The organism is Adlercreutzia murintestinalis, from assembly GCF_943192905.1.
GTDB classification, from domain to species: domain Bacteria; phylum Actinomycetota; class Coriobacteriia; order Coriobacteriales; family Eggerthellaceae; genus Adlercreutzia_A; species Adlercreutzia_A murintestinalis.
Genome location: NZ_CALPCC010000002.1, coordinates 1 through 20,385 on the forward strand (window position 1 = coordinate 1; position 20,385 = coordinate 20,385).

10 protein-coding genes are annotated in these 20,385 nt (G+C 60.5%); all 10 read left to right on the top strand.

Going from position 1 to position 20,385, the window contains the following annotated elements:
* The first annotated feature begins 98 nt into the window (after nucleotides 1–98).
* The 10 genes from NFR19_RS00515 (at nucleotide 99) to NFR19_RS00560 (ending at nucleotide 20,374) form a co-directional block, all read left to right on the top strand.
* The gene (locus tag NFR19_RS00515; RefSeq protein WP_251211823.1) at nucleotides 99–5,669 is read left to right on the top strand and encodes a hypothetical protein; all 5,571 of its coding nucleotides are present in this window, start codon (nucleotides 99–101) and stop codon (nucleotides 5,667–5,669) included.
* A gap of 94 nt (nucleotides 5,670–5,763) precedes the next feature.
* Entirely contained in the window at nucleotides 5,764–6,405 is a 642-nt protein-coding gene (locus NFR19_RS00520) for a hypothetical protein (RefSeq protein WP_251211824.1), read from the top strand.
* Nucleotides 6,406–6,767: 362 nt separating this feature from the next.
* Nucleotides 6,768–7,436: a hypothetical protein gene (locus tag NFR19_RS00525; RefSeq protein ID WP_251211825.1), complete on the top strand. Its 669-nt coding sequence runs from the start codon at nucleotides 6,768–6,770 to the stop codon at nucleotides 7,434–7,436.
* A gap of 185 nt (nucleotides 7,437–7,621) precedes the next feature.
* Nucleotides 7,622–8,326 (top strand): hypothetical protein, encoded by a 705-nt coding sequence (locus NFR19_RS00530; RefSeq protein ID WP_251211826.1) that lies wholly within the window; start codon nucleotides 7,622–7,624, stop codon nucleotides 8,324–8,326.
* Nucleotides 8,327–8,447: 121 nt separating this feature from the next.
* The gene (locus tag NFR19_RS00535; protein ID WP_251211827.1) at nucleotides 8,448–12,947 is read left to right on the top strand and encodes an InlB B-repeat-containing protein; all 4,500 of its coding nucleotides are present in this window, start codon (nucleotides 8,448–8,450) and stop codon (nucleotides 12,945–12,947) included.
* Nucleotides 12,931–13,323: a hypothetical protein gene (locus tag NFR19_RS00540; RefSeq protein ID WP_251211828.1), complete on the top strand. Its 393-nt coding sequence runs from the start codon at nucleotides 12,931–12,933 to the stop codon at nucleotides 13,321–13,323. Before NFR19_RS00535 ends, NFR19_RS00540 begins: the two co-directional genes overlap by 17 nt.
* A 28-nt stretch (nucleotides 13,324–13,351) precedes the next feature.
* On the top strand, nucleotides 13,352–13,720 hold the full coding sequence (locus tag NFR19_RS00545) for a hypothetical protein (RefSeq protein ID WP_251211829.1): 369 nt from the start codon (nucleotides 13,352–13,354) through the stop codon (nucleotides 13,718–13,720).
* On the top strand, nucleotides 13,720–14,643 hold the full coding sequence (locus NFR19_RS00550) for a hypothetical protein (protein ID WP_251211830.1): 924 nt from the start codon (nucleotides 13,720–13,722) through the stop codon (nucleotides 14,641–14,643). The genes NFR19_RS00545 and NFR19_RS00550 overlap by 1 nt, the downstream gene beginning before the upstream one ends.
* Before the next feature lie 100 nt (nucleotides 14,644–14,743).
* Nucleotides 14,744–18,094 (top strand): single-stranded-DNA-specific exonuclease RecJ, encoded by a 3,351-nt coding sequence (gene recJ, locus NFR19_RS00555; RefSeq protein WP_251211831.1) that lies wholly within the window; start codon nucleotides 14,744–14,746, stop codon nucleotides 18,092–18,094.
* 9 nt (nucleotides 18,095–18,103) lie between these two features.
* On the top strand, nucleotides 18,104–20,374 hold the full coding sequence (locus tag NFR19_RS00560) for a RelA/SpoT family protein (RefSeq protein WP_251211832.1): 2,271 nt from the start codon (nucleotides 18,104–18,106) through the stop codon (nucleotides 20,372–20,374).
* Nucleotides 20,375–20,385: the final 11 nt, after the last annotated feature.

Below are 20,385 nucleotides of genomic sequence, written 5' to 3' on the forward strand. Positions count from 1 at the left end.
TAGAGATTCATCTTCGATTGGCGCCAGGCTATAAATATAAGCTTAAAGGCTGGAAAGTTGAAGGCTGGGAATACGGCTATAAAGCTCCTCAGGGATCTATGGGAGCAACACTTATCCAGACCGTGCCGAATGCGGATATGAGCACATCCACTTATCAAGCATACCATGGCTGGATAGGTCGTGGCGTTGCAGGCAATATTACCTATACGCCTGAATTCGAAGATGAACCTGGGGAGACCTATAACTTAAGCGCAACCGCAGGCGCAAACGCGAGCAACGCAAGTGTTGAACCACAGACATATACGTTTAAACCGGCAGGCGGAAACGTATCCACAGTAACGCTGAACGCTGATGCGGCTTCAGGCTACGATAAAGCCAAAGGCAGCTGGGAAGTTTGGATCAAGGACGGCTCAACCGAAGGCGTAGATGCAAACGGGTTCAAGAAGCTGGATGTTCCGGAAGATGGCTCAGGAAAGGTAACCAAGCCCGTATACAACGAAGCTGACGACAACTGGACGGCAGATATCAACCCCGGCACTTACGGAGAAATTGACTTCCGTCCGTCGTTTACCGAAGGCGCAACCTATAGCCTGACGGCCAGCGAGGTGTCGCACGCGGCAAACGCAAGCGTTGAGGTAACCGCGCCCGCTCCCGCAGACGAGGCTGCAAAAACAAAATATACGTTCCAGCCGACGACGGGCACTACGTCGCTGTCCCTGAAAGCCGATCCCATTAGCGGCTGGAATAAGGCTGCTGGCACATGGGAGCTTTGGATACATGACGGCGTCCAAAACGAAGATACCGACGATAACGGTTACAACAAATACGAGTTCGGAGCAGCAGGCACAGGCAAGGTGACAGAGCCTGAGCCAGTGATGGAGGACGGCAATGTTGTCGGCTGGACTGCAAGCATTAACCCCGGCACCTACGGCGATATAGATTTCCGTGTGCGTTTCGACACGCCGAAGGAATATGGCATAACAATTGAAGCTGCCGCAAACGGCCATGTGAAGGAAGGCAGCCTGAACGTCGACCCTCAGAATTACAAGTTCAACATGGGCGACTATACCGCCGATGATGGCAATGTTGACGAAAGCGGCAATCTGATCATTACGCTGGAGGCACAGCCGATCGACGGATACGATATAAGCAATGCCACCTGGAGCGTTAAGCTCGACGGTACTCCTATAACCAGCGGTTTCGGTGAAAACGGGCTGCTTAGACCAGTGCCGGCCAAGGATGCCAGTAATAACGTCATTCCGGGTAAATGGACTGCAGCCATTGTTGGCGGAGGCAGGATAAGCGGCGCGCTTGAATACACGGTATCGTTCGGCAGTGCTGCTTCGTATGATATTTCAACAGAGCGCGGAGATCATGCACAGAGCGTTGAACTTCAACCTGCTGACGACAACAAGTACGAATTCAACACCGAGAAGACCGTTTCGTTGAAAGCGACTCCGGCCATTGGATATACGGGCAACGCAGCATGGTCTGCCACGGTCAACGGCGTTGCTGCTACTAGCGATCAGATAACCTTCGGCACCGATACCAAGGGCACCTGCACGGCCACCATCTTGGCTGGTACGCTTGGCCCGGTGGTGTTCACGGCATCGTTTGCCGACCATGATGCCTACGCTGTGTCCGCATCGACTGGCCAGCATGCGCAAAGCGCAAGCGTGGCGCCAAGCTCGAGCGCGCCGACCATCGTTGAGGGTGCCGATAACACCTACACCTATACGTACGATCCTGCTCAGGACACGCACGTGGTCATTGATGCCAAGCCCAACGATGGCTACACCACGAAGGCCTCTTGGGTCATCAAGGTGAATGGCGGCAACGATGCTGGTGGTTATGAGATCACCTATACGGCCGACTCGGATGATCCGGGCGAAGGCGCCACCGGCGACGGCGACGGTGGCGAAGGTGGCAACACTGGCTCCGGTTCCGGCGACGGCAGCGATACCGGCTCCGGCGACGGCAGCGCCGCCACTGTGGTGAAGGCGGCCATGCACGCGCCCACCGTTACCAAGCCCCAGCTGGTCACCGATACCGCGGGCAACGTAAGCTGGACGGCCCAGATCCAGGCTGGCTTTGCCGGTTCGGTGGAATTCGTGCCCAGCTTCAACGAAGTCTCTGAATTCCAGATCACCGCTACGGGCGTGCAGAACTACAAGGTGAACCAGATTGACGGGGAAGAGGTCAGCAGCGTTCAGGTAGTCAGGCCGGTGGATGCTGAGGGCAATCACAAGTACGCCTATTACCCAACGCCAACAGGTGATGGCACCGACACCACCGAGGTGGAGCTTGCGGCCGACCCAGTGGATGGCTATGCGAAGGATGCTGCTACGTGGGAGCTTTGGATCGACGATGGCACCGGCAGCGCCGAGAACGATGGCTACACCAAATACCAGTTCGGCACCAGCACAGACACCGTGCCTGGCGATGGCAAGGTGACCAAGCCGGTCTACAACAGCGATACGGGCACCTGGACGTGCACCATCCTGCAAGGCACGCTGGGCGCGATCGACTTCCGCGTGTCCTTCACGGAGGGCAGGTCGTACAACGTCGCCATAGATGTGACCGCTGAAGGCGACAATGTGCGCGAAGACCTCGATGTTGCCAAGTGGGGCCCAAGCGTGAGCCCGGCGACCTATACGTTCGTGCCCACCAGTAGCGAAGAGACGAAGGCGGGAACGGTCACCATAATGGCTCAGCCCGAACGTGGCTACTCTGTGCAGGATGTGGTCTGGGAAGTAACGGTGGGCGAAGGCGAGGGTGCCACCACCTTCACCATCGATGCCGAGCACGAAAACGACGGCACCGTGATAAGCACGCCCGTGTACAACGCGAATACCAAGAGCTGGACAACGGACATCCAGAAGGGCGTCTTGGGCGATATCACGTTCAAGCCCAGCTTCCCCAAGGAGGCAACGTACAGCATCACGACAGATAGTGATATGGGCATCCATTTAGAATACGACTTCTTAGATGCCTATGATCAAAGCGCGGTTGATAAGAGCACGATCAAGAACCAATTATTTGAAAAGGGTGCAGATAATTGGCAGGTGACCGAGCCTCAAAGTGAGACGTATACGTATAACAAGCAAACAGAGATCGTGATCACCTATTCTGCCGATATTTTCGAAGGCTTCGATCCTAATAGGTTCCGGTTCAACGCCAGCTATGTATACGATAAAATAAGTAACCCTTATTCCAAGGATTATGATCCGACCCATCCAGATTATGACCCAACTCGCGATGAAAGCTCTGACGAATACATCGAATTAGATCTTGGTGGGTTGTCTAAGAAATGGGATAGCGAGAACAACTGTTGGAGGCTCACGCTCCCTGGAAATATACGGGGAGATTTGGAAATCTCCATTGATCACTTGAAAGTGTATCGGCATCAGGTTAATTTCAAGAACTATGACGGCCTTGATGGTGACGGAAATATCAAGCCGTACGCCCAGTACTATCCAACGAACGAGAAGACGAAGTATCCCTATTGGGCTACATATACCGGTACATATGTGCTCCAAGATGAGGTATGGTCAACTCTTAAGTGGGTGTTTGGACAAGGTGATATACGTCCGGCAACATTCGTAGAGCTCGTGGATTCCACCATCATGCCAGACGCGAACCCGACCCGCCCGGATGACGCCTATTACACCTATACGTTCAAGGGTTGGACCGAGGAAGAGAACCCGGAAATCGACGCGGACGTCATTCCCATGGAGGAACTTGAGGCCAGCATCGTGAAGGGCGACAAGACCTACTACGCGGTGTACACGCGCGCTCCGCGTCAGTACGAAGTGACGGCCGAGGCCAACGGCAGCACAGTGGACGAACATCACGTGCTGGATTCCAAGGTGGAGATCCTTGAACCTGAGGCCACCACCACCGAAGAGGGTCCGAAGCACTACTACAGCGCCTATCCGGAAAGTTCCACGGAGCGCACGAAGGTGGTGATCACCGCTGAGCCTACCGAGGGCTGGAAGGCCAACCCGACGTGGGAGGTAACGGTCAATGGCGTGAAGGTGGAGGACGCGTATCCTGAGCCACCGAACTCGCCAGGGGCGGCACCCGGCCCAGATGATGGCACTTCAAAGGGCACGACGGTCAAGGCGGCCATGTATGTGCAGCCTACCAAGGTGACCATGCCGGTATGGGATGCGAGCGCCAACGATGGCAAGGGCGCCTATGTGGCGGAGATACTTCCGGGCGTGTTCGGCAACGTTGAGTTCAAGGTCAGCTTCAACGACCCCGATGCGTTCCCGATCACCTTTGTGAACGAGCACGTCAAGGACAGCGAAGGCAATGCCACCACGCTGTATGCAGAGGACATCAATGCGGGCACGCCGTACCCCGAGTTCATGGAGTCCGACGACTTCAAGAACCGGGTGGGCACGCCTCAGAAACCGTGGGATAACGACCATGCCTATTACTTCAAAGGCTGGACCGAACAGGCCAATGCGGAGGTAGACGCGGACGTCATCCCGATGACAGCGGATCCGAACAACCCCTCGGCCGTAACGCCGATGGATCAGCGCACGGTCGACTCGGCGAAGACCTACTACGCAGTGTTCCGTTCGGTGGCACTGCACGACATGACCATCGAGCTGTACCAGTATGCCGATGCGTCGGACGCGGCTCAGCAATACGACTATGCAGGACCGGATGCCAGCAGCACGGGTTCCTACACGGTGCGCCTGCCCGAGACAACCAGCTCTGACGACCTGAGTCAGGTGTCGGTGAAGCTACCGGCCACCACGGCCACCATACCGACCCAGATGAAGGATGGAAGCGTTGCGGAGGGCATTGCGGGCCACATGATGACCAGCTGGTATCTGCCGGAAAGCGACCCGAGCGCCAGCGATGCCAACGCTAAGGTCGACCTGGAAGCGGCATCAGGCGAAGGCGCTAGCGCACCAACGACGTTCAGCTTCGCCGGGGCTACGGGTGAGGGCAGCGATGGCTACCTGACCGTGACCGCCGATAAGCTGCTGCCAGCTGACAGGCTGCCCGTTACGGGCGACGTTACGGTGAAGCTGGTCGCAGGCTGGCGTGCCACCATCCAAGGCACCGCAGCCACCGATGCTGCCCGCTTCAATCTGAAGACGGATGCGAGCGGCAGCATGGAGGCGGCTCAGTTCGTGCAGCTTCAGTCCAGCACGGCTCGCGCACTGGCGGTCAGCGCAACGTCTGCGCCAGACGCAGAGGCGTTCGCGAAGCTGTTCCGCACGCAGGATGGCGGCGCTGCGCCCACCGAAGACGATATGGCAGCTACTGCGTTCCGCTTCCCCTACTTCGAGCGGGATTACTGGTCCACCAACGACGAGACCGAAGCCTACGACAAGGCTCACGAGTTCTCCTACACCGGCGGCGCGATCTCAGCACAGCTGTGCATGATAGAGGGCACCAACAGCATCGATCAGAGCACCACCGTGGGCAAGCTGGGCCTGTGCCTGGCGGACACCCTGCGCACCTTGACGCAAGACGAGGTTGACGGAGAGACCTTCAACCTTACCGAGAGCGAAGAGGAAGGCGGTGGCAAGGGCGAACAGCTGGGCAAGATCGTATGGCAGTTGCAGATGCTCAACGAAGCCGACGCGCACCAATACGCTTTCGGCAGCGCCACGCAGACCTGGTGGGGCGAATGGTTCGAATAGGGACCACGCATGTTGCTCATGCGCTGAGCAGAGTGCCCAGCGCTAGCAGATAAGGGAAAGACGCAAGTAGAAAGACACGAGTAAGAGGATACCGATGACGAACAACAACGACATGAACCAGGCTCCGAACCAACCTATGCGACCGCGCGTGCAGGTGCAGCCGCAAGCGCCGGTGCAGCCGCGCACGGGCACGCCGAACGTTGCTTTGGGGCAACCCGAAGGCCAGGACCCCAAGAAGAACGGCCGTAAGCGCACCATCTTGGTGGTGCTGCTGGTGCTCATCGTGGCGCTGATCATCTGGCTTCTGATATGGCTGTTCGCCTGCAACGGCAACAATCCCTTCGATACGAACGCGCAAAGCGGCCAGGCGCCCTACAAGACCGAGGAAGAGATGCGCGCCGAATTGGATCGCAAGGTGGAAGAGGGCATGTTCAACATCTCCATCGCCAGCGTGATCGAATTCGAGGATGGCACCTCGAACGGTACCGCCTACATCGAGAACGTACCGGGCAACCGCTACAACATGCAGGTGACCATCACCGAGGATGAAACGGGCGATGTGCTCTACGAGAGCGGTGTTCTGCAGCCGAACCAATACATAGAGAACATCACGTTGACCCGCGATCTTGATCCGGGCAGCTATGAGGCCACCGCTATGTTCACGGCGCTCGACCCCGACACGTTCCAAGAGACGGGCCAGGCTGCCGCAAAGGTGAACTTGGAGGTGCTGGGCTAGGCGAGCGCACAAGCGCATGCGCGCCAACGGCGAGCAACGGCGTTTCCTATTGCTGAATCCCCATTCAACTGGGAAACGCCCTTGCTCTCCGTTGGAGAGCGCAGGGCTGGTCAAAGGCAGTGCGTGCCCATGGGGCCAGCCCGCAGATAGACGGGGGATGCGCCCTCACCCAGGGGCGCATCGCTCGGGGCCGCACCAAGACCCGAGCGGCCGTACTGAACAGGATGCGATCGCATCCAGGAAGCGCCAAGGCGCATCCGCTCGAAGGCAGGCATGAAGCGAAGCCGAGCCTTCACAGAGAGGTATCAAAGGGTAGGGAACCTTTTGATATAGAGAAATGGTCACATCGATACAAGGAGGAAATGACCATGAAGAAGATGACGAAGATCTTCGGCACCGTAGCAGTATCCGCAGCTCTGGCCATTGGCACCGCTATGCCGGCATTCGCTGACCCCGGCCTGGCTGGCGATGCGACCGGCGACAAGCAGGACCATGCCGTTCAAGGCTCTACGGACCCGAACGCTGACAAGCCTACCATGAGCACGGACGTTCTGGCCTATTACGACAAGTCCGCCAGCGAGTCAGAGAACCAGGTGTCGGCTGCAGTGCCGCTGGGCGTCTATGTGGTGATCAACCCCTCGGGCAACACTGAGCAGACCATCATCACGCCGAGCAACTACTACATCAAGAACACCGGCAAGAACACCGTCGAGGTCACCAATGTCAATGCGAAGATGAACACGAATGGTAAAGTCACGTGGAGTGCTGTGGCAACGGGTACGACCCTGACCACGACGAAGACCATGAAGATGCTGTTCACCACCGGTGCGAAGCAGATCGACCTGGCAACTGCGACTACGAGCGGCTACACCAACTTTGGTCTGACCATCGCCGAGGGCTCTTCTGCTGGCTTTGATATCGTTGGCAAGTCCTTTGTTAGCACTTCTGATGCTGGCAGCATCCAGGATCAGACCGAGTTGGCTGACAAACTGTTCGATATGACCTACACCATCGCGAAGGCGACGGCATAAAAAGAGCTTCATCTGTTCGACGCTCTGTCGAATGGCGCCATAAAGGCGAAGTAGCAGGCACCGGAGCGGCAGCTTCTTGGCGGTTGCGCCGCTCCAGATGCCCTGAAGAGCGGGAGCTGGCCCCTGTGGCCATGGGCCTTGGCGGCTGGCTCCCATCGCAACGAGTGTAAGGATGCACCCCCGAAATGGCAAATGAATATCGCAAGGATGCTGGCAACCCTCGCCCCGTGTCGCCGTCAGGCGCCTACGGTGCGCCGCACTACCCGGTAGGGCAGCAGGCGAACATGGCCGCGCCGCAGATGGCGCAAAGAGGTCAGGCGCCGCAGCCCGTCCCGCAGCCGGGCTTTGCAGCGCCGGGGTCTGCACAGCAGCCCCCGGAGGAGAAGAAGCGTCGTCGCGGCGCCGGTTTCTGGATCGGCATCGTGGTGGCCTTGGTTGCCATCATCCTGGCGATAGTGTTGGCGTTCATCTTGCTCGGCGGGAACGACGAGCAAGGAAGGCGCGCCGGTACGCTCGGCCAGCTGGAAGGCAAGACGGAAGAAGAGATCGTCGCCGAGCTGAACCGCGCTGTGGACGAGGGCATGTTCAACATATCCATATCGTCCAACGTCACCTTCGAAGATGGCACCTCGGAAGGCGACCTGCGCATAGAGAACGTGCCAGGCAACCGGTATCTGATGCAAGTTGACATCAAGCGGGACGACACAGGTGAGACCATCTACGAGAGCGGCATCCTTGAACCGAACTATCACATCCAATCGGACAAGCTCTCCACGGATCTGGATGCGGGCACCTACGAGTGCACCGCCGAGTTCCATGCCCTTGATCCCGACTCGGAAGAGGAAGTGGGCACGGCGGCGGCCAAGCTGGTCATCAATGTGGCCAACTGATCGGGCCAGGTTGGGGCCAGGCACGTAAAGGGAATGGGCGATTTCATGCTGGGGAGCACTGAGAGGCAGCTGATGAGGTAGCGCTATGAACGGTTTTCTCAAAAGGATCATATCGTGTGCAATGTGCGCGTTGCTCATTATGGGCATGGCTGCACCCGCCTATGCCGTTCCTGGTGCTGCGGGTGTGACAGGGCCTGACGAGCAGGATGTGAGCTATTCGACCGGGGACATCATCGGCGACAAGGCCGAGTGGGGCATGGACCAGAGCGTCATCCAGAACCCGGGCAGCCAGACCCCGGGGGACAAGACCACCATGTCCACCAGCGTGTATGCCTACTACGGGGACACCAGCCCCTTCTCGCTCCAGCGCACGTTGGATAGCATTTCGGGCACGTTGGACGAGCTTTCGTGGGCCTCGCTGAGCGCTCATGTGGTGGGCGCAGCCGAGAGGATCACCTATACCTGGCATGCGGAGAGCCGCCCCGCAGGCAGCGAAGAACCCTTCGAGCCGGTGCATCTGGTGGGTGGGTCCGCCGATGAGCCTTTCGGCATCAGCGGCACCTTGAACGCTGCTGAGAACAAGGAGATCGTGCTTCCCTTGGGCAGTCAGATCGTGGCTGGCAGCAATGAGGGCTTGCAGGATCAGCGGGAGTACCGTTTCACGGTGACCGCGGTGAAGCCCAGCACTGGCGAGCAAGCCGAGACCACCATGACCGTGGTGGTGGGCAATAACTACCTTACCGTGCTGTATGCGCCGCAGGGCAGCGACCCGTACGATTTTGATGCGCGCATCACCGGCGTGTTCTTGAAAGGGTCCGAACTCGTCTGCGCGAGCCCCATCGAGGATGAGGCCGTGCTGGATGCGTTCGCGGGGGTGGCGGGCGGCTTCGCGCTGAGCCACACCTGGCAACTGAGCGTGTCGGGCATCGCAGGCTGCGTGAAGTCCATCGATTCCGTAGCATTCTCCATCACCGCAGATGAGGCGGCCCTGATCGAGCAGGGCGCGGCCAAGGCAGTGGCGTTCGAGGATGGGCGCACCACCGTCTATGCGGGCAACGGGTTGCAAGCCGTCAGCGAGACCGACGATGACGGGGTGGAGCATTTCTATGTGATCATTCCGAAGGATGGCGGCAAAGGGCTTGGCAGCTATGCGCTCATGTTCCAGAATGGCGATACGGTGCAGGTGTCGGCACGCGTTGAGGGCACGGGCGGTCAGGTGAGCCCTGTTGGCACGAAGACCTGGTCGATGGCTGATGCGTGGGGCAACCCGGCAGACATCCGCTATGTCATGGTGCCGAGCGCAGGCTACAAGGTTGCCAGCGTTGTGGTGACCGACGCTCTGGACCGTGAGGTGTTCTCCTATCCGGCGCAGGCGCTGACCTCGCCCAGCGCACTCTCGCTGACCGGGTTGTTGCAGGCGGGCGGCAGCTACCAGATGGTGGTCGCCTTCCAGCGAACGGAGAGCGACCCGGATGCCGCTCCGGTGACCTTCGAGGCCATGGCCTGCGATGAAGCGGGCGCGCCCTTGACGAGCGATGTGAGCATCTCTGCGACCGGAACGCTGCGCGATGCGTCGTCTGTCAGTGCTGCGCCGGGGGCATCGGTGCGCCTGGAAGGCTTGATGCGGGGGTCGGGCGTCAGCGTGGTGTTCGCCAGCACCAGCCATGAGGCCCTGCGCACGGAAGTGTCTACCGATGGCGGTGCTACCTGGCAGGCGGGGCCTCCCATGATCGGGAGCACCTGCCTTGTTGACGAGATGACCGCAAACACGCGGTTGCGATTCGTGTGCCATGCCAGCGCGCAGGGTGCGGATCTTCCCGCCTATGCTGTGGTGGCGCGCATCGTGGATGGCGATGGGGTCACCTTGGCCCAGACCGGCACCGGCACCAGCAATGCGGCAAGCACCGATACTGGCGACAAGGTGGTGGTGGCCTCCACCAGCGTCAAGCGCGGCAGCATGGCCGAGGTGAGCTTGAAGGGCGGTCCGTATCGCACGGTGGTGCGGGCGTATCTGATCTCGGCGGATGGCACCGTGCAGACCGATCTTGCATCCGATCTTTCCGGCAACGAGGAAGACGGCTGGAAGATACACACGCGTGCGTTGGAGGACATGGTCATCTGCGTGCAGTTCGCGGGCTATACCGACTATTTTGTGACCGCGCAGCGTCCCAGTAATGGTGATTTCCAGCTCAACGGCAGCCCATGGGAGACTACCGATAGCCCTATCAGGGTCGTAGAGGGCACCTCGCCGTCTATGCTTCGCATCTCCGCTAAGCCTAGCTATGTGATAAACAGGGTCCTATGTGAAGGCATCTCTTTCGGCGGTGAGGGCAACCCGAAATCGGTGAGCGTGGAGCTGCCCTATCAAAAAGCAGAGGATCACCCCATCAAGATCGTGTTCACCCCAGCTGACGACGATGATGAGTACATCGACATCACGGTTTCGGTGAACACATCCATCAGCAAGCGCAGCGCGGCGGCCATGCAGTCGGGCACGGTACCGCTATCCACCGAGCAGAGCGGTCCGCGTGAGGCATCGATGCTGGGTGCGGTGCCGCAAACGCTGAGCGATACGACGCCTGCTGGTGTGGTGGGCGCTGCGGCAGGAAGCAGCCGCGCGGCAGCCGATCAGGCGGCAGACCAGGCAGACGAGGCTGCCAGCGAGGCGACGGGTGCAGCAGTGGCCAGTCCCTTAGAGGACGAGCCCGAGGGCGCTTTGGGCGGTCTGGTGATGCCGCCGAACGTGCGCATCAAGAAGGGCACGCCCTATACGTTCAGCATCTATCCGAACGACGGGTATACGCTGGACGAGGTGCGCATCGTGACCACCAGCGGAGAATTGGTCAAGGTGTACACGAAAGACGATCTGCCGCTGATCAGCGACCAGACGCTCGGCGGGGGCGACGGAGATGCCGTGTATGGTTACAGCTTGCCCTTGCCAGGCGATATCCTGACCCAGAGCGTCAGCATCAATGTCAGCTTCACCGAGGACGCGAATGCCATCTGGGGGGCGCTGGACACCACCACCATCGGGTGCTCGGATGGCGGCTTCATATCGCCTTCCGGAGAGATGCGCATCCCGCGGGGCAACACGGTCAGCGTTGACCTGACGGCTAAGCCCGATGCGGGTTATCGCCTGGCGCATCTGTGGCTGATCAGCACCCAGGGCAAGGAGGATATCGCCGAGGGGCGCCCGAAGGGCGGCGACTTCAACGTAGAGCTGAAGGGCGGCATGCAGGTGTATGCGGAATTCGAGCGCGACACCGCCTCCATCTGGGTGGATGACAACGTGGCGCACGGAACGCTCAGCCCATCGGGTAACGTTGATGTGGTGCTGGATGATGGCGCACGCGTCTACTTCTGGGCCGACGAGGGCTACCGCCTGACCGAGATCATAACAAGGTATCCCAACGACCCGACCGAGTACCGCCAGAAGGTGGCGTCGAACACGTATTCGTGGGATTTCTACGACATTGAGGACGGCATGCAGATCAGCGCCGTGTTCGGTCCGGGCGCGACGCCGCAGGTCGATCGTCATACCATTACCGCTACGGCCGAGAACGGCACCATATCGCCTGCGACCATGCAGGTTGCGGCGGGCCAAGATGCTGTGTTGACGTGCCGCCCGCAGCCAGGGTACATCTTCGATTCCATTGAGGTGACCTACGCTAACGGCACAGCGGTGAATCCTTCGCGGGTTTCGGTTGAGGGCGGCAAGATCACGGTGCGCGCGATAGACGGCACCATGCAGGTGCATGTGACCTTCAAGGAGATGCTCTTCCATACCGTGCGCCTGGACCTTGAGATAGAAGGCGGCCAGCTGTCTGCGACGAACAGCGTGGAAGGCGCCCTGCTGGTGCGTGACGGCCAGAGCGTGAAGGTGAACGTGGTGGCTGCGGATGGCTATGTGCTGGACGGCCAGCCTGAGTACATAGAGGACAGCGAGCCGGGTCTGTTCTCCTTCTTCGCGGCGCGAGAGCCGTCGAAGCTGGATTACGCCAATGGGGTAGCTACGCTGGAGCCGCACGCGAGCGGCCTTCTGACGGCGAAGTTCCGCTCTACGAAGGAGCCGGAAGGCCCTGATAGCAGCTCGTCGAGCAGCAGTAGTTCGTCGTCGGGTAGCTCATCTGCGGGGTCCTCTTCCAGCAGCTCTGCCGGAAGCTCGGGCGGCACCGAGCAGCCAGGGGGCGATCCCTCAGAGGAATACGACTTCGTCATCACAGCCACGGCGGGCGAGCATGGCAGCATCGAGCCGTCCGGGCGTGTGGGGGTCAACGAAGGTCAGAGCGCCGTGTTCACGTTCAAACCAGATGCAGGCTATCAGGTATCCAGCGTTACGGTGGATGGCACGCGTTATGAAGGTAGGCGCGACCAGTGGACATTCTCCGAGGTAAGCGATGATCATCGGGTCCATGTGGAGTTCGTCGAGCGAACGGCACAGCCGCTCACCCCGCTGACCACTCTGCGAAACATGATGTCGGCGGCTGGGTTGGCGCCGACCGGAGATGCCATGGTAATCGTCTTTGGCGTGCTCTCGATGATGGCGCTGACCGGTGGCGTATTGGCTCTCTATTCTGGGCGTAAACGCAAGGAAGGGTATCGAGATGACAACTGTAGGTGAGAACTATCTCACTCAGATCGAGTTCAAGAAGCGCCGGGTCGGCGGCGTGGACGTAGAGAACGTGGTGAGCCATTTTGAAACGCTCACGCAACTGTACGAGCAGGAACTAGCGCAAAACGCGGCTGCGTATTCGCAACAGCTGTATCAGCGGGATATGCAGATCAGGCAGATGCAGCAGCAGTATGCCGATGCGCTGCAACAAGCCGCTGCTGCGCAGGACGAGGCAGTGCGCATCGCAAGCGAACAGCGTGCGGAAGCCGATGCGCACGAACGCAGCCTTACCGCCTGTGAAGAGTACCTGCCAGCTATCTGGGACTGCGTGTCGCGCATGGAGCGAGCATTCTCCGCGCGCATACCGGATATGCCGCCGCGGTGATCTTGCCGTATCGTAGGGTGAAGCAGCGATGCCTGAATTGGTAGTGGGAAAAGTCGTGGTTTCCGAGCGCCCCGAGCCGGGAGCGGGTACGGGATGGCATCTGTGGTGGCCATCGCTCTTGCGCATCGTCTTGAACATGGGGCGCCCGATCAGGTATCGGGAGTTCTACTTCGACCTGGATACGGTCCCGCATGAGCTCTTGGCCGAAGCTCTCGAGTGGTTCACGGACGAGGGTGTCTATATCTATTCGAGTCGGCAGACGAACAAGGGCGTGTGCCGTTTCGGCGTGAAGGGGTTCTACACCATATTGGCTCGGAATGCCTTCGAGGTTCCTCTCTTCGAGCGAAAGAGCGCCGTCGAGCTCATGCGCATATGGCCGCAGAACGGCGAGTCGTAATGGAGGAATGGCTACACCTTCTTGGCGGTGCCATCGTGCTCGTGTCGGTCTTCGCGGCGATCGTGTGGTTGCTCACGCCGCAGCCGGGGCGCATGGTCGGTGCGCGCGATCCGCAGATCGAACACGAAGCGCGGGAGCGACTGGTGGATGCGTGCGTTGCGGCCACAGATGAGGAAGCGCGGCGTGCGGCGCAAGAGAGCTTGCGCACGTGGTCCGAGCGGGTAGCGCGTATTCGCTATCGCAGGTATCCCAGCATTGCTGCCCGGCAGGCGGTGTCTACGTTGATCGTGGCTGCTTGTGGGGTGTTGACGTGGTCGATCGCGTCAAGCGTGCCATCCGAGATGCCCGTAGCCAGGCTGGTCTGGGTCTTCGTGTGTGCCATCTTCTTTGGCAGTGCGCTTGCCTTTGGCGTTGCCGTGGCGTTCAAGGTGGACGTCTTTGCGGTCCAGGGAAGCCTTGAGCGACGCCATTATGCCGAAGAATCCAAGTTGCGCATACCCGCACCGTGCTATCTTGATCTGTCGGCTGCCTACGATGCGGCAGAGAGATTGGGTGGTTATAGGCTGATCGATACGCGACCTCAGCACAGGGCCATCAGCTATCCGCTTGAGGGGGCCATCGCGTATTTCACGTCGGATGAGCGTGGGTCTCATTTCGAGAGTGGCATCCATATGGATCAAGCCGACCTCTCGCGCTGTCTTCCCGATCGGGATATCTGCGTCTTCGTGGTCTCCGATTATGGTCGCGAAAGCCACGAATTGACGTGTCAGTTGCGCGATATGGGGTATCGGTATGCCTATGATCTGGGTGGCATTGCGGGGTGTTACGGCCGGGCTGCTCGCATCAGCTACGTTTTGAATGCGGTACTGGGTGTGAAGAAGGCGTCGTGCGCTCATGGTTGCGCGCATCCTTGCAGAGCATGATGCTCTCTGTAGTTTTGAAGACGACCGGCTGCCGTGCATGCGAGTGTGCTTGCGATGTGCGACAATCGTGCGCAAGAGAAACGAGCACGTTAGGTAGCACATGCCAGCCCAGTTTGAAGTACGCGCCGCCGCGTCCGATGCGGTTGCGCGCATTCAGCAGCAGTTGAATCTGCCACATTTCATTGCCGCAACGTTGGTTGCGCGCGGTCTTGATACGCCCGAGAAAGCGCAGGACTTCATGCGTCCTTCCCTTGAGCGTGATTGGTTGAATCCCTACGACATGCCCGGCATGACCGCAGTGGCCAATGCGGTGGAGGCGGCCATCGACGCACACCAGCACATCGTGGTGTTCGGCGATTTCGACCTGGACGGCATCTCTGCCACCACCGTGCTCACGCGCGGCATTCGGGCGCTGGGCGGACGCGCCACCCCGTTCATTCCGAAGCGCTTCGAAGAGGGCTATGGTCTTACGATGGCGGCTTATGAGCGCATGAAGCCGTTGCAGCCTGAACTGATTGTCACGGTTGACTGTGGCATCGCGTGTGCCGAAGAGGTGGCGACCATCGTGACCGATGGAGTGCCCGTGGTGATAACCGACCACCACGAGGCGGGCAATCTCATGCCGTGCGACGTGCCCATCTGCGACCCGAAGACGGTGGACGATTGCCCTAGTGCCATTCTTGCTGGTGCGGGCGTGGCACTGAAATTGGTGCAGGTATTGGGCAGCCGCCGCGGGTTCCCGCACCTGTGGCGCAGCTACACGGATTTCGCGGCGCTGGGCACCGTAGCTGACCTCATGCCGATGCGCGACGAGAACCGCGCCTTGGTGGCCGATGGTCTGGCTCGTATGAACGAGGAAGCGAGGCCATGCATCGTGGCGCTGGCCGAGGCAAGCGGTGCTGCAGGGAAGGCCATCACGTCGACTTCACTCAGCTTCACGCTGGTGCCGCGCCTGAACGCGGCCGGCCGCATGGGCGATGCCCAGTTGGCCTTGGACCTATTGATGTGCGACAGCTACCCGGAAGCCTATGAGTTGGCGCGCCAGCTGGAAGGCGTTAACGACAAGCGGCGCGCTATCGAGGCGGAGCTTTCCGAGGTTGCTAAGGAACAAGCTGCGCAGATCTACGACGGGCAGCGCGCCTTGGTGGTGGCGGGCGAGGGGTGGCACGAGGGCGTGAAGGGCATTGTGGCCAGCCGCTTGGTCAGCATGTATGGCGTACCTACGCTGCTGTTCACCATCTGCGGCGACGAGGCGCGCGGCAGTGGCCGGTCGGTGGGCAACGTGAACCTGTTCGCCGCCATCGAGAGCGCGTCCGACCTGCTCACGCGCTTCGGTGGGCATGAGGCTGCGGTGGGGGTGACCCTTCCCGCGAAGAACCTGCCTGCGTTCGCGCAGCGCTTGGCCGCCTACATGGACCAGCTGCCCGAAAGCGAGTTCCAACCCATCATGGAAGTGGATGCGCTGGTGGGCTTGAACGAGCTGACGCTTCCTGCGGTGCAGATGGTCGACTTGCTAGCGCCGTTCGGGCAGGAAAACCGCGTGCCGCTGTACCTGGCGCGCAACGTGACGCTTGCGAACTGCCGAGCGGTGGGCGCCGACAAGAACCATTTCAGCTGCACGTTGACCGATGGGCGTGCCAGCGTGAACGGCATCTTGTTCCACTGTCAGAACATCCAAGACCTGCTGCACAACGACTCGGTGGTGGATGCTGCCTTCAACGTGCAGATCGACGAGTGGCGCGGTCGGCGCAACGTGAAGGCCATGCTGGAGACGCTGGCGCCCGCGTGCAGATGCGAAGGGCTGCATGCGTGCATCGATCCTGAGGTCGACCGTCTGTTCGAGCAGCTGTTTGGGCGGGCGGAGGATGCGGCGGGCTGCGCGCTGACCACGCAGGCGCGCCGTCATGCGGCCCCCAGCTCAGCGGAGCCATCGGAGCGCGGTCGCGCCTTCTGGGAGGAGCTGGGCGCGCGCGATCCGAAGGCGCTCGAGGCTGAGGTAATTTCGGCCATTATTGGCAATGGCCAGTTGCATCCGGCACAGCGGCAGATCCTTGATCGGCTGCAAGCGGGCCGCTCCACGCTGGGGGTCATGGCCACCGGACGCGGCAAGTCGCTGGTGTTCCAGGTGTATGCGGCCATGCAGGCGCTCGTGCATCATAAGGCCAGCCTGTTCGTGTATCCGCTGCGCGCGCTCATGGCCGACCAGGCTTTCCACATGGCGCGCCAACTGGGCCGTTTCGGGTTGCGCTGCGCGGTGCTGAACGGCGAGAGCAGCCAGACCGAGCGCGAAGCGGTGTATGCGGGCGTTGCCGAGGGCAGCGTGGACATGGTGCTGACCACGCCGGAATACCTCGCCTTCCACGCCGACCGCTTGGCTCACACCGGACGCATCGGCTTCATGGTGGTGGACGAGGCGCACCATATTGGCCTGGCGAAAGCGGGCCAGCGGTGCGCTTACCGCCAGCTGGGCAGTGTGGTCAGTCAGCTGGGCGGCCCGGTGGTGCTGGCGGTTACTGCAACTGCTCCAGGTGAGGTGACCGACGATGTGGAGGCTACCTTGCCCATTGAGGATCGCGTGGTGGACGATGCTTCGCGCGACAACCTTCATGTGAACGACCAGCGCAACATCAGGAACCGCGACGACTACCTGGCGCATTTGGTGGCATCGGGTGGCAAGGCGGTCATCTATGTGAACTCGCGCGAGCAGAGTGTGGGCGTGGCGCGGCGCTTGCGCCGTCGCGTGCCGCAACTGGCGCCCATGATCGGCTTCTACAATGCCGGGCTGACACGTATCGAGCGCAACCGTATTGAGGATTTATTCCGCAGGGGAGACATTCAGGTATTGGTGTCCACCTCAGCCTTCGGGGAGGGCATCGACATTCCCGATATTCGCAACGTGGTGCTCTACCATATGCCGTTCAACGAGGTGGAGTTCAACCAGATGGCGGGCCGCGCCGGGCGCGACGGGCGCGAGGCATGGATACACCTGCTCTACGGGCGCGACGATGTGTCCATCAACGAGGGCATTCTGGCCGATCTGACGCCTGACCGCGACGTGATGGCACAGGTCTACCGTTGCTTGTGCAGCCTGCAGAAGGAATGTCCGCACGATGCCTTCCAGCTGACGTTCGACGATCTGGCGCGCCAGGCATCTGACCGTTTCCGTATCGTTTCACCCACGGCTGCCGCCTGCGGCGTGTCCGTTTTTCGCGAACTAGGCCTGATAGAGACGCAGGAAACGTATAATAATGGCGTGACCACGCACAGTATCCGCGTGAACGCTGGCGCGCCGAAGTGCGAGTTGACCGATTCGGTGCGCTATTGCGAGGGCCTAGACGAGCTGGGCATCTTCCGTGCTTTCCGCGATTGGGCCATGCGTGCCGACTTAGGCCGCTTGACCGTGCGCATCACGCATCCCATCACGCCCGACACGAAGCGCGAAGGACGTTAGGACATGGCCGTGTCTGCCGAACATACTCCGCCCAGGGCACCCGAAGAGGTGTTCGCCGAGCTTGCCACCTTGATTGGCGAGTACATGGGTCCTGACGATGAGGCTATGCTGGCGCGCGCGTTCGAGTTCGCCAACCAAGCGCACGCGGGCCAGTTGCGCAAATCGGGCGAGCCGTTCATCAACCATCCGCTCGAGGTAGCCAAGATCCTGGCCGATCTGCGCATGGATGCGGAAACGGTGTGCGCTGCCATTCTGCACGACACGGTGGAGGACACCGAGGTTACGCCCGAGGATGTGGAGCGCGAGTTCGGCGCGGACGTGCGCCAGCTGGTGGAGGGCGTCACCAAGATCACGCGCATCGAAGTGGGGTCGCTCTCCGATGAGCAGGCGGCCACCATTCGCAAGATGCTGGTGGCTATGGGCAAGGACATTCGCGTGATCGTCATCAAGCTGGCCGACCGGCTGCACAACATGCGCACGCTGGCCAGCCTACGCGAAGACCGCCGCATCTTTAAGAGCCGCGAGACGCTGGAAATATACGCACCCATCGCGCATCGTTTGGGTATCAATTCTGTGAAATGGGAGCTTGAGGACCTGGCGTTCTTCTACCTTGAGCCCAACAAATACAAGCAAGTCAGCCGCATGGTCACCGACAGCCGCGCTGAGCGCGAGGAATATCTGAGCAATGTGGTGAGCGTTTTGCATGGCGAGATGGAGAAGGTGGGCATCGATGCGCGCATCATGGGGCGCCCGAAGCACCTGTATTCCATCTATCAGAAGATGACGAAGAAGGGCAAGGGCTTCTCTGAGATATACGATCTGATCGCGGTGCGCATCATCGTACAATCGGTGAAGGATTGCTACAGCGCGCTGGGGGCCGTACACACGTTGTGGCGTCCGATGCCGGGGCGGTTCAAAGACTACATTGCCATGCCGAAGTACAACATGTACCAGAGCTTGCACACCACGGTGATGGGCCCGGCGGGTCGTCCGCTCGAGGTGCAGATTCGCACCGAAGAGATGCATCGTGCCAGTGAATATGGCGTGGCGGCGCACTGGCGCTACAAGGAGGGCGGCGGCCGTGTCAGCCGCGACGAGCTTGATTCGCAGCTGGCGTGGTTGCGCGAGATGATCGACTGGTCAGACGAGGCCGACGACTCGCGCGAGTTCCTGAAGAATCTGAAGATGGACCTGGACAACGCCGACGTCTACGTATTTACGCCTGGCGGCGATGTGAAGACGCTGCGCGCGGGTGCTACGCCCATCGATTTCGCCTACGCCGTGCACACCGAGGTGGGCAACCATTGCGTGGGCGCCAAGGTCAACGGGCAGATCGTGCCGCTGTCGTACAAGCTGAACGTGGGCGACCGCGTGGAAGTGCTGACGTCGAAGAGCGCCAGCCCCTCGCGCGATTGGCTGGGCATGGTGGCCACGCCCTCGGCGCGCAACAAGATACGCGGGTATTTCAGCAAGCAGACGCGCGACGATGACCGCCAAGAGGGTCACGACATGCTGATGCGCGAGATGCGCAAGCATGGGCTGGGCCTCTCGAGCGCTCGCAGCGTGCGCGCGTTGAAGACGGTGGCCGAGGCTATGGGCTTCAACGACACCGACGACATGTACGTGCAGATCGCGCGCAACAGGGAGAGCGCACAGCATGTGGCGAATCGCATGTTGAAGCTGCTGGTCGACCGCGCGAACGAGGCCGAGAAGACCACGCCTTTAGGGGTGGGGGAGGGCTCCACGGTGGGCAAGCTGCCCATGCTGACCTCGGTGAAGCGGCCCAAGCGGCATGAAACGCATAGCAGCAACGGCGTGGTGGTGAAGGGTGTGGACGACGTGCTGGTGCGCTTGTCGCGCTGCTGCAATCCCGTGCCCGGCGATGACATCATCGGCTTCGTGACGCGTGGCCGTGGCGTGAGCGTGCACCGGGCCGATTGTCCGAACGCATCTGACCTCAAGCGCGATCCTGACCGCATCATCGAAGTGTCGTGGGCGGGCGACGCGCGCGTGCAGGACACGTTCAAGGTGGAGATCTACGTGGAAGCGCTCGACCGCATGAATCTGCTATTGGATGTGACGCGCGTGCTCTCTGACGTGGGCGCCAACGTCATCTCGTGCACCACCAACACGCATCGCGACGGTCTGGTGGAGATGCGCTTTTTGTTCCAAGTGAGCGACCTGGCCATGATCGATCTGGCGATCAAGGGTTTGGCGTCGGTGGAGGGCGTCTTCGACGCGCGCCGCATGATGCCGGGTCAGAAAGCTCCGGCAGCCTGAAAGGATATGAT